Origin of the sequence: Halomonas sp. N3-2A, from assembly GCF_002216165.1 — a bacterium.
GTDB lineage: Bacteria > Pseudomonadota > Gammaproteobacteria > Pseudomonadales > Halomonadaceae > Vreelandella.
Window position 1 is genome coordinate 1,242,194 of the sequence record NZ_CP022286.1, and the last position, 11,913, is coordinate 1,254,106.

General features: G+C 54.8%; 6 protein-coding genes. All 6 read right to left on the reverse strand.

Going from position 1 to position 11,913, the window contains the following annotated elements; genetic code table 11:
• Positions 1 to 261: 261 nt before the first annotated feature.
• The 6 genes from CEK60_RS05810 to CEK60_RS05835 are packed head-to-tail and all read right to left on the reverse strand — an operon-like array spanning position 262 to position 11,894.
• Positions 262 to 8,760, reverse strand: a complete 8,499-nt coding sequence (locus tag CEK60_RS05810) for an LPD38 domain-containing protein (RefSeq protein WP_089038223.1) — start codon at positions 8,758 to 8,760, stop codon at positions 262 to 264.
• Between the two features lie 17 nt (positions 8,761 to 8,777).
• Positions 8,778 to 10,040, reverse strand: coding sequence for a hypothetical protein (locus CEK60_RS05815; RefSeq protein ID WP_089038224.1), 1,263 nt, complete (start codon positions 10,038 to 10,040; stop codon positions 8,778 to 8,780).
• Between the two features lie 9 nt (positions 10,041 to 10,049).
• Positions 10,050 to 10,289 carry a bacteriocin gene (locus tag CEK60_RS05820; protein ID WP_089038225.1) on the reverse strand — a complete coding sequence of 80 codons (240 nt, stop codon included), beginning with the start codon at positions 10,287 to 10,289 and terminating at the stop codon, positions 10,050 to 10,052.
• Positions 10,286 to 10,762 carry a hypothetical protein gene (locus tag CEK60_RS05825; protein WP_198361470.1) on the reverse strand — a complete coding sequence of 159 codons (477 nt, stop codon included), beginning with the start codon at positions 10,760 to 10,762 and terminating at the stop codon, positions 10,286 to 10,288. The genes CEK60_RS05820 and CEK60_RS05825 overlap by 4 nt, the downstream gene beginning before the upstream one ends.
• Before the next feature lie 2 nt (positions 10,763 to 10,764).
• Positions 10,765 to 11,385 carry a hypothetical protein gene (locus tag CEK60_RS05830; protein ID WP_089038227.1) on the reverse strand — a complete coding sequence of 207 codons (621 nt, stop codon included), beginning with the start codon at positions 11,383 to 11,385 and terminating at the stop codon, positions 10,765 to 10,767.
• Positions 11,382 to 11,894: a hypothetical protein gene (locus CEK60_RS05835; RefSeq protein WP_089038228.1), complete on the reverse strand. Its 513-nt coding sequence runs from the start codon at positions 11,892 to 11,894 to the stop codon at positions 11,382 to 11,384. The genes CEK60_RS05830 and CEK60_RS05835 overlap by 4 nt, the downstream gene beginning before the upstream one ends.
• Positions 11,895 to 11,913: the final 19 nt, after the last annotated feature.

Genomic DNA, 11,913 nt, shown 5'->3' on the forward strand with positions numbered 1-11,913 from the left:
TATCGTTATGGACTAGCCCGATAAGCGCTAAGAAGCACAAGCTTAGCGTACGACTTTTTCCGTTTCGTGAACTGTCCCCATATTGAGCATCACACTGTTAATCACAGTCATGCTTTATATATCAGCGCTTGATGACATAAAAAAATCCGAGCGATATGCCCAGCGGTTTTATCAAATGCTGCCTGAATCAAAGCAGCAGGAAGTAATAGATGCCTGGGAGACGCGTCAAGAATTACTTGGCGACGCCTCCTAGCCTAATCGTTACTGAACAGCCTCCCCTGCTTGGTTGTAAAGCAGGTTAAAGAAATCTACCTCGCTATCCATCGCGTCTTCAATCTCGTCGAGCTGTTCGTCGCGCTCTTCAGGGGTAAAGCGGTCATCGGCTTCGATGGCGTCACGCACCTTGCGTAGCTCTGTCAGCGTTTTTTCAAGATCTTTCGCCATATCAAACAGTGCTATCTTGCCGCCATGCTCGTCATAGAAGCTGCGCGCCTCCTCCCTGGGGAGATTGATAAACTCCTCATGCAGCTGCCCAACTTCCGTGCGGCGCTCATAGAACGTTTGAATATCACCGTATTCATTAATCTCGGACTTGAAGCGACCCACAAACGGAATACGGTGAGCGTCGATGGTTTCGCCAGTCGCCGTGCGTTTAATGCTGTCGGCCACTTTCTCAGTAAACGACCAAGCTCCGCCACCGTAATAGTTGACCACATGCTGCAGTACATCAGGGCTAACGTCGACACCGCCAGATCGGTACTCACTGCCGCCGGTGAGCTCATTTATAAACTGGGCAAAGCTTTGGTACGCCGATGGCGTAGACCGGAAGGCGAGCGCGCTATCAGGCTTGGGCGTGCCAAACGGGAAGTTCTCTTTGAAGATCACACGGCCTGCAAAATCCTCATTCACAGCCACCTGAGTTACCGAGCCTAGCAGCGTGGGCGTTAAGTTTTTACCAATCATTACAGCCGCGTCATCAGAGTCTTGGAAGCCTATGGGTGAAAAACTGCCCAGAATGGCCAGCGTCATATCTTTGCCCGCATCCGTTAGTGATGACTTGCCTGACATAACAGACTCGGCATGCGTGCCGATATTTGAGAACACGTTGTATCCGTAAGGCAGTGGCAGCCGAACATAGTTTTGACCACCGGTCATCAGAATCAGATTGCGCTCTTTGACGTGCCCAGGAATCTTATCGTAGAACAGCTCGCCGTCATCATCCTCGTCTGACATCATGCGGTTAAACATTGCTAGGGCGTAGCTGCCCACCGCCATACCGACCGCCAACTTCTGCGCAGCGTTCATGCGCCCCCAGATATTCATCCGATTACCGCCCACCGGCGTATCCTTCACGGTTGCCATGGTGCGGGCGACGTTCATAGTGCCCTGGATGGAGGCATTGGCAAACATATAGATGGCGTTTAACCCCGTGCCTGCCTCGCCGCGCCGGTTAAAGTTGACCGTCAAGTTTTTGGCCAAGCTAGCCGCTTTCTTGCGACTGATACCCGTCCTGCGTGCATTTACGTAGGCGGATAGGCGCACCGCGTTTTCAACAGAGCCATTCATATTTTCAACGAAGTCAGCCACGGTCTTCTTCGCTTTCAGCATATTGCCCATGGTGCCGCCGTTCTCACGGCCAATAATTCTTTTGATCTCTTTGGCCTGGCCGGCCAAGTCCTTCATGTCGAAGTAGCCTGTTTTGGCCCCATCCTCGATAAACTCATCGAACCAGCGATCCCACTCAGTATTGCGCGGCGCGTCAGGGTCAGCCAGCCCGCGATAGGCTGCTTTCATGGCGCGGGGAATATCTCTAGCCGTCTGCCTGGCAATCTTCTCGCCTTTTATCTTGCCGTCATCCCGTGTCTGTTCTGCTGCAACATTGAGCAACGCCGTTTGCACGTCTCGGGCAAAGTTGGTCAGCATGAATTCAGGGTTATAGCTGGTCATCATCGCGGATAATGCGCGGGTACCAGCTCCAGCAATTCGGGTGATGAGCCAGTTGCTTTCCGGCCCTACATTGCGCATGGCGTTCAGCAGGCGCTGGTCGTTAATCTTGATGTAGTACGTCCGGCCCGCCTTCTTGGTTTTGAAGTAGCGCTCATTCATTTCCATAGCTACCGGGCGCTCTTCTACTTCGACACGCTTGGTACCGTCTGGATTAGTGCGCTCGACCTGAGTGCGCTGAGTATCCGGGTCGTTGTTAGTGAACACCTGCCACAAATCGGGGTTGGGGTTATCCGTAATCAGTGATAGCAGGGCGTTGCCGACTTCGTTCTTGCGCTTGCGAATAACAGACTCGGTGGTATCAACAATCGCTTGCGTAGAGGGTGACGCCGCTTTAGATAGGCGACCAAGCGCTGTTTTGGTTTCTCGCCCACCGATCTCATAGCCGCGACCAGAACGCATTCGACCATTGCCGTCCTGGCCTACAGGAACATCTTCATCATTCGCCCAGCCTTTTAGCGGTACGTAGTAATCGTAACTGGCGTCCCAGGCATCTAGCGTTTCATCAGATTCAAGCCCACCTTCGCGGATTATCTCGCGGCGATGAGCCAGCATGTCATCCACGATAGCGGCTAAGCGTTCAAGTCGGAGCTTCTTACCGCTGCTTTCAGCCTCTTGCATGATGGCAGCCGCTTCAGCGTTGGTCATACCTGAGCCACCATCTGCGTAGCGCGGATCATCAGGGTTAAGCTCAGCAATGCGGGCATTGCGCTCTGGCGCATGACGGGCGTAAAGATAGGCGTCTAGTTCTTCCTGTTGAATGCCGCGCGCTGCCATGCCCTTGGCTAGTTTTTCAACGTAGTTGCGGCTCAGCTCGTTCAGGTCGCGTTCTGTTTTGCCGTGAAACAACTCTTCGGCTAGGTAGACATCATTGTCTTCATTGATATTCCCGCCTGCTTTCTTGATAACCTCCTGAGTTACCTTGAGACGGTTCATCTTGTCAGCCATCTTTCGCAGCGCGGTCTGCTTTAGCGACTCGTCGGGCAGCGCGAAGTTGGTGCTGTCGCTGTCATAGTCACCGCCTGGCGTGGGGCTAAGACTGAAGAGCATGTCATCTGCCTGCTGAGAAGGTTCGCGATACATCCCCTCGCTTATTTCAAAATCTCGCTTTTTCCCCTTGTTATCGATAAAACCAAAGCGCTTATAGAAGTCACGCAGGCGTCGTGTATTGCCCCCAAAATCTGAGGAAGGAGTCAACGCAAGGGTGACTTCATTGGCGTCTGCCCAGCGAGCTAGGTGTTGCATCACTTGGGTGCCAGTACCTTCCTCTCGGCCATTGTCGGGCACCACAATGCGGGAAAGCGTTGCACGGCCACCCTTGCCCATCAAATCTAGCTTTAACCCAGGGTGTGCTTCGCGTAGTTGTGCGGCCACGTCTTGAGCGCTTAGTCCGCTCAGGGGACGATTAAGGCTGAATAGTGCTGCTTCGGAATCTCTGGCTTGCTGCTCGCGGCGCAAGTATTCTCGCGAACGCTCAGACAGCAGCATAACGTCCGCGTCTGTCCAGTTCATGCTAGGGAAGTAGCGACGTAGGAGCTCACGAATTTTGGCAACGGCGCGGCGCAGCACGTTAGGCCGCCAGCCCTTCTCAGTGAGGTGGGCCACCATCTCTTCAGCGATCGTTATCTGATGTTCAGGGTTGGACCGATCTAGGAAGGGATAGCTTTCCAGCACTTCGTTCAGCGCTTCACGTCCGCGTGGATCCAGCGGCAACGAGTTATAAACCTGGCGCATAACGGGGTCGATATCTGCGCCCAAAACACCACGAATCCCCTTATGCCCTACTGCTTCGTGAATGGCGGTTTGTACGCCTTCTTCTACGCTGGCGACATTGTCAGCGATCACATACAACTCATTACCAATGAACATGCCGCGAACATCGGCAGGGTTGACACTACGAAGCATCATGCCGATAAGCGCTGAAGGTGGTAGCTCAGTAGTTGACTGAATGACGTTAGTGTTAGTCAGCTCTGGGGTATCCGCTAGCGCAGCAGCAATATCAGTAGCGCGGGGGGCTGCTTGAGCGCTCTCCACGGCTTCACTGGCATTGCGTAGAGCCGTTTCGGTCGCATCTATGGATGATTGGGGTTCAGCGGATATCTCTTGAACCGCTGGCTGTTCACGCTGGAAGGAAGCTTGATCACTTTCGGGAAATGTTCTTTGCTGGCGTCGGCCTTCACGTATTTCTTTACTTATTGTGGATGCTAAATCGTGGAGCTCTGCACGGCTGAGAGGGTGCTTAGTAAGGCCTGCTTGGCGCATCGCGCGGTTAAGCTGTGAAAGCACACCATCCCAGGCAGCCCCAAAACGGCCTCTCTCCCGTTCAGCTAAATGTGCAAATACTTCTTCTGCGCGAACATCTGCCGATGTGGAATCAGCTGGGTAATGCTGATTAACGTGATCCCAAGCAGGCCTTAACGACGGGACTTCTTGCGTTTCAAGAACGCGATCAAGGATCTGCCTTTTGACTGTAGGCTCGAAGGTATTAAGTCCATAATGTCCAACCACCTCGTGCCGTAATGTTTTTCGCCCGTCTCGCGCGTCACGAAGGCTGGCAGCTGCAAGTACGAGCTTTCCTGATCCTGAGTGGTAGGCTCCTTTGATGACGCCGACGTTTTCTCGGGTTGCTGCGGGTCCATATACATCCTCTTGGCGATTCACCACCATTAAATCAAGCGGGATATTGCCATTGTAGTCTGCCATAAACTCATCAGCGATGCGTTGCGCTTCTTCTAGCTTCACGCCCTGTTCTTTGCCATCGCCACGCACCACGCTACGAAGGCTATACATTGCCTCTTGGTTACTCTGACCGCTTTCCTGTTCGGCCTTTGTCACTTCAGCAATTGGGGCTTTGGTGCGTCTGCTGGCATGCGTCCACTCTCCCTGGCTGATAAGCACAGAACTGCCACGCTCTACGTTGGTGGCTTGAAGTGTGCCGTCTTTATTGATCGAATCGACGGTATAGGAATCGCCAGCTTTGGAGTAACCGACATCAGTTGCTAGCTTGATCGTATTGCCTACCATGGCGCCGCCAAAAGCATCGCTAACCAGCTGCTGACGTGGTGTTAACTTTTTTGGTTTGCGCTGCTGGGAATCCTTTGGTGCCAGGGGCAACTCTGTGGTTTGGGCTGCAGGCTCAAGGGAAGGCGACGTGCTGAATATGTCGTTCTGCCCGCGCGATTCGGCAATATCAGCATTACGGTTACTGCCGCTTAGCACAAAGTCGTTAGCATCGCGGTCAGCTTGTGCGCGCTGCGTTGCTTGGTTGCGCTGGTCAGCGTCAGCTTGCTCGGCTTGTTGAACCTCTTGCTCTCGCTGGGCAAGGCTTTCTTCTGTTTGGGTTTCAAGGGTTAGATCATCTGATCGCTGTGTTGTAGGGCGCCCTGCAGTGACAGCGAACTGCTTTGCTTCTCGAAGCGTGTCTTTAGTCGCCAGCTGTATACCTTTATCGAAAGCATTGCGGTTTTCAAACACCATATACATGGGTAAACGTTTACCGCCAGAGCTAAATCCGTGGTCAGCAATGACCATGCCATTACTACCATTCCATACTTTGCTATTTTTACTTCGACGCTGCCAATTAACAGCTTGTCCTATCCCTCTGCCGGAACTTCCCAAGGGTTGGGTATTATTCTGCTCATTAATGACGGGGCTAGCAGTTTTTTGAGCAGTATTCTGCACATAAAAGCCCCACCCGCCATCTATTTCCACTGGCTGGGCGTTCGGCGTGTCACGGAAGCGCTTAGATAGCTCGACGGCTTTGCGTGTTTGGAAGGGCTTGCCATCAGCTTTTAGGGTTACCGCTGGTTCTGCTTGCGCTCCTGCTCCAGAAAGTGGGCGTTGTTCTCCTGCACGCGCTGTTCGTGCGTCGTTGACTGCAGGTACTGGTTCACTTCGTCCAGCGTCTTGCCCTGCTTGATTAGCCTGTCCGCTGCTAGGTGCTGGTGTACGTCGTTCGCTCGCTGCTGTGCTGTTAGGGCCATTCAGTAATGCCTCTTTAAGTTCTCGCGTCACGCTGGCGAGGGTTTCGCCTTCTTTTACCCTGCGCGCGGCGTCGTTGATCTGCTGGTTAATTTCCGGTGTGGTCGTTGCTCGCTCAAGTAGCGCAATGGCCTCTGCCGACGTTTCCTGCAAAGCGTTATTACGATCCTTGGCGATTCGATTACCAGCCTGCTCGGCTGTTTTGGCGTTATCGTTCAGCGTAGCGAATAAGCGTTTGTCTCGCACCAGAGTTTGGCGCAGGCCATCCATCACCTTCACACGTTCGCCAATAAGCGATTCTGCCGGGTCTTCGCCAAACAAACCGCCTTGTTCGCCCTGTCTTTCGGCAAAGCCTGCCTGGCGTACTTCATTAGCTAGCAGCTCGCGCTGATTATCGTTGGTCGGCTTCACGCGTTGGAATACGCCCACGGCAGCAAGCTGCTGATCGGGGTCTGAAAAAGACCGGCCAATGACTGCACCGTCCTTTTCGGTAATGACTTTGTTAAGTACTGAGCCAAACGGTTCAGTATCCAACTTGGCAATATCGGCACCGTCTCGCACAAGCTGAGTGCGCGGCAGATTACTCTCTCTGATAACCGTATCAATATCGCCATCACTGTTACGGAATACCTTGGCGGCATCCATCGCTGTGGCGCTACCTGCAGCGATATTCGCCTCGGCAGCTTCGCGACGTGCATCCTCAACGGTGACGCCATCGGCTTCACGAAGCACAATCGCGTTCACGTCTGGCTGCTGTAGCTGGCGGGCTAGGTTAATGCGGTGGTGGCCATCGGCGGCGTACACGCTGCCGTCGCTGCGCTCATGAAGAATTAGATTGCCAGCGCGTATATCGTCCCATTTCTTAATGCCCTCAAGGCGGCTATCTACACCCTGTTCATTAACCTCGGTGCGGAACTGATAGGCCTGGGGGTCTACCTGGATGCTTTCAACCGGCACGCGGCGCGGTGTTTTAGAATCAGGGTTTGGCGACGGCTGGCTAGGGGGCAGTACTGGTTCGGGCTGGGCTTCCTCTGACTGCTCTGGTTCCTGAGCTACTTCTTCTGCTTGCTCGTCTTGGCGCGTGGCATCCGGCGCAACTGGCGGCGCTAGTGACTCATCGGCCACTTGCTCGCCGTTGATGGTAACCGTTGTGTCGGGCAAGTCAGCATTTGGGTCGTAGTCAGCTATGCCGTCTTGGGCAGCCTGCTCACGCCATGCTTCTTCCCAACGGCGCTGAGCGCCCATATCCAAGCCTGCCGCTTGCTCTTGAGTGCCATCATTGTTGTCAGTGCTATTTAAGCGATCCATTACGCGCGTGAAGCGCTCAGAGACGCTTTGTAGCTGCTCACGAACAGGCATTAAAGCATCGCTATCGTTGCGGGACCGCGCGATGGTTTCAGCCTCAAGTGCGGCGGATATCTCGCTGCTAATGGCGTCCATTTCAGCAACGGCATCACTATCGCCACGCTCCTCAGCAGCAGTGCGCAGGGCTTTAAAGGCGTCACCGTAGCTGATGGAATCACGCACATCGCGCTCGGCGGATGACAGCTCAAAACGAGGCTTAGCGATTAGTTCGACAGCGGTGCCGACTGCCTCAGCATTAGCGGTTTCGGCTTCTGGAGTCGGCGTTTCCTCTGGAGCGGGGGAAGATTGCTCAGTAGGCGATTCGCTCGTCTCTGGTTGCTCGCTTCCCTGCTGATTATTTCCGCGCACCTCCATGGCAGCGGTACCAGCTCGCACAGCTCCCCCAGTGGGACCGCCTACAATAACGCCACCTGCCGCACGGCGCGAAGCGGTTGTAGCATCCCAGCCAGTCTCAGTACCAACAGACTCCCCCGTGTACTCAATGCCGCCTTCTTGAATCGCTTCAGTTACGCTTTCTGTAGCGGCAGCACGACCAACGGCACCAGGAATTTGACGGGCGCTGGCCACTGCATTTTTGCCGCCCGGCAGTAAACGGCCAAGAGCAAAGCGGTCTAGAAGCACTGAAGCGGCAGCCGTCGGGCCGGATACAGCATAGTCGCGCCCCTCCGGCATTCCTTCGCGGTTATCATTCTCTACGCGCCCTTCGCCAATCTCTTGTGTCCGGGCAGCTAGGTAAGCCGGTAGATTAACCACCAAACCCGCCATATCAGCCAGCGCAGCGGGCCCTTGCTCGGCAGCCGCGCCTGCAATGGTTTTAATGCTCGGCTCGTCTAGTGCGCGATCAATCGTGTAGTTAGACTGGTAGCCGAGGCTTATATCTTCTACCGCCTGTCCTGTATCGATAAGTCCGGTGCTTGTGTCTTCGGGCTTAGCGCGCATGGTAAAATCTAGGCCAAAGCCGCCTAACGCAATATCTGGCTTGTAGCCACGCTCGCGCATCTCGTCAACGCTGCCACCAATCACGCCAGGGTTAATCCCTCCAAGCGCCTCGGTAATTGCTTGCTCTCCACGATCTGCCACGTTACCGACGAACTGAAGCGCATTGCCTGCTAGATCAAGGCCCCGTTCGCCCGCGTTACGCAAGGCGTTACTGGCTAAATTGGGCGCTTCAGCCTGACTCTCATTATTACTCTGCTGTTTTTCACGCTTACCAAAAACATCGGCTTCAGTGCGGGTAAAAAACTGGCTTTGCACATCTTCGCGTAGCGACGCAGGCGTATTGGGCTCTATGGCGCGGCGATAAAACTCGCCGCGTACACGTTGCTTGGTTTCCCAATCAGCGGCTTGGAAGTCTGGATCGTTGGCGATATCTGTCCATTTGGGAGGTGTGCGATTTTCGGCGGCGTTCACACGCGGCTCCTTCTTGATTAGAAGTATTTGTTCAAAATAGCGGCGGCAGGATCTTCGTCAGCTTCTTCGCTAGGTGCTGGTCCAGGCCTTAAACCGCGCTCTCGCTCGGGCTCGGGCTGCGGCGGCTCAGTACTGGGGCTAGCCGCTGCTGAAGGCTGCCTTGATGCGGGTATGCTTAATCCTGCGGGCTGACGCCCAAAGGCACGGCTTTCTAACTCTGGCAACATATCCCGAATGGCCTGTCTTTCGCTTTGAAATTGAGCAAGCTCTTCATCATTCATAGCGTTAGCTGCGCCAGGCGCACTCAATATGCTTTCGATATCCTCTAAACGACCCGTGTAATATTTGAGCTCGTCACGAGATGAGTCATTGCTGCGATTCAGCATTTGCCAGGCCGCTTCGCGGCTAGGGGCTAAGCCATTATTTACAAGATATTCGATATCTTTTTGCGTGGCTGTTGGCCGATTCCAGTAATTACCTCCTGACTGCGGCGCCCGTCCTAGCACCTGCTTAGTTTCACCAGTCACCGTATTGCGTTGCAGAATTGATCCGCCCGGCCCTTGCACTTGCTCCCAGCGTTCGTTGCTATCACCGCGTAATAGGCCAAGCACCTGTGACGCACGTTGCTGAGCTTCTGGCGTGCGCATGGTATTGCGTAGCAAGCGCATGCCTTGCACCTGCTCTACCAGTGCTTCAACCGGCACGTACTTCACCAGGTCATCGTCAGCGGTACCGCGCCCTTCGGTCATCGGCGCTTGGTAGGTGTTGCCGTCTTCACCCACCACCTCAAGCTCTAGTGCAACGCTCTGGCCATCGGGTGCCGGATACATGCCCACCACACGTTTTTGCCCACCCTCGCCGCGGTTAATCTCAGCACCAAACATTTGGTTGAGCGCTTCCAGGCTTTCGGGATCGTTGGCATCTACGGTGGTGTTAGGGTCGATAACGTTCATCGCTTGATTGATCGATGCGTCTGTTTGAGGATCGAGCGCTGCCCAAAACTTGGGATACTTCCTCAGCGTTTCCAGCTCGTCCTCAGCCACATCCATGCCCGAACCAATTTTTCCCAACGTGAACTGTATGTTTTCCATATCGCGTTGGCGCTGCACATCTTCCTGCTGAGCGCTGAATTGCTCGCGCTGCATATCCATACGCTCTTGCTGCATGCCCATTTGCTGATCGGCGCGCTCATCAGCACGCTGACCGCGCTGGTACTGATTCATCAGCCCAAAGCCTTGAGCAAAGCCACTCGCCAAGCCGCGTGTATCTAGTCCTGCCATGGTGTTCTCCTAGAAGATTGAGCTTGCGAGAAAGCCAACGCCTGCGCCAATCGCCGCACCGACGGGGCCGCCTGCCATCATGCCGATGCCTGCACCGGTACCAACCGCACTCATTTTTTGAGCGCTCTCGGCCTGCTTCATTTGATCGGCTGCCACCTTCGCTTGGCGTTGCTGGCCTGCGAGGTCACCCAGCCCTTGCATGGCCTCGCCTTCCATTTTTTGACGCAGCCCTAGTAACCCGTAGCTCATTGGTTCATCACCCGATCAGGAATATTCGAAAGCCCCATACCGCCGGCGAGAATTGCTTGCTGTCGATCTTGGGCAGAGATGCGCGCTTCGTTACCTGCACTGACCATTGAGGCACTGCGCTCTAGGCTGGTGCGACGCTCTTCGGCGGCTTGCTGCTGGGGTGTCTGGCTTATGCCGTACCCTTGGCGCTGCTGGGCAAGCCCTTGCTGGCTACTGTCGAACGCCAAGCCCACCGCGTTACTAGCATTAGCAGCGGCAGTGCCCGGGGCATTGTTGTCTTGAGCCACGCGGGCCAGCTCATCGACGTACGGCGCAAAACGGTTCTTCCAGTCTGTCCATTGGGCACGGTTGAGCTGACCAAGTAGTTGTGAGGCTCCTTGGTCGCCGCGCATGGCTTGGTTTGGGTCAATGCGTTGCTGTGCCGTCTGGGAAGGAGCGTAATTAATCTGCCCTAGCGTGGGTTGGTATTGCATGATTACACCCCGCCTGTGCTGACTTGATCGTAAAGATTCAGCCCTTGGGGCTGGCTGGGTTGGTTGAGATAGTTGGCGGTACCCGCACCTGCCACCTGGCCAAGCAATTGAAGGTTGGCGCTACGGCGATTAAAGCGATTAGCAGCTGTTTGGCGGGCATCGACCGCAGACTGACTAGCAATGCTCGATAAACCTTGCTGTGCCTGTCCCGCTTGGCCCTGACCAATAGCCACAATGTTCTGCAGCCCTTGAACCTGCTGGTTCTCTTGCTCAAATTGAGCGCGCCCAAGGGTTTCGCCCCCGGCACTGGCACCACCTAACGCAATGCCGCTCATAGCGGATTGCGCGCGACCGCTAGACGGGTCGATGCCTGCTTGGCTTAACTGCAAACCTGCTTGGTCGCTTGCCTCGCTTACGGCCTGCTGCTGGCTTTGCAGTGTGCGGCCAGCGATATAGCTCATATTGGCGTCGCTGGTCATGTCGCCCACCGACTCCATGTAAGCGTTCTCAAGCGGTGCCAGCTTCTCTTGGGCAAAGTTCCACTTTTCGGCGGCTACTTGTGCAAGCTGGCGTTGTTCAGGTGTGTCTTTAATCGTGTTGCTGCCACCACCACCGCCGCTCACACCTCACCCCCATTAAGTGATTCGTCAACATCTTGCTGGTACATTTCGTCTTGCGTGGGGTCAAGTCCAGCCAGGTAGTCATCAAGCCCGTCTTCGTGAAAGTGATCGCGAATTGATAGGCTGACTTTGTTCATCCACTCATAACCGCCAATCAGATAGGCGCACTGCGTCACCACACCGGTAAGCTGGTCGCGAAGTACAAAGGCAAGGGTCTTGTAATGGCGGCTGTCAGAACGTTCTAGGCACGCGCTATCACGCCAATCTTGTAGTGCACTGGCCATTAGCGGGCGTAGGTAAGGTTCATGCTCTCGGTAAAACGGGTTAGCGGGCAGCTCAATTAGCGCTTCCCAGAACGTGCGGATCAGCGTTGTATCGGCTACTGGGTTATCTTTATCAACGAGGTCGTCGAGGGTTTGAGAAATACGAAACAGCATCTCGCAAAATTGTGCGGCCGCTTCGTTATTGCGGAGTACGCCACGTAAAAACGTAGCTTCATTCTGGCGGGGCATGCAGCACCTCACGGTGGGG

What these genes read in the sequence shown, in the direction of transcription:
- CEK60_RS05820 (WP_089038225.1), bottom strand. Translation starts at nt 10,289, where the DNA reads ATGAGCTACGGGTTACTAGGGCTGCGTCAAAAAATGGAAGGCGAGGCC.
- CEK60_RS05825 (WP_198361470.1), bottom strand. Translation starts at nt 10,762, where the DNA reads ATGCAATACCAACCCACGCTAGGGCAGATTAATTACGCTCCTTCCCAG.
- CEK60_RS05815 (WP_089038224.1), bottom strand. Translation starts at nt 10,040, where the DNA reads ATGGCAGGACTAGATACACGCGGCTTGGCGAGTGGCTTTGCTCAAGGC.
- CEK60_RS05835 (WP_089038228.1), bottom strand. Translation starts at nt 11,894, where the DNA reads ATGCCCCGCCAGAATGAAGCTACGTTTTTACGTGGCGTACTCCGCAAT.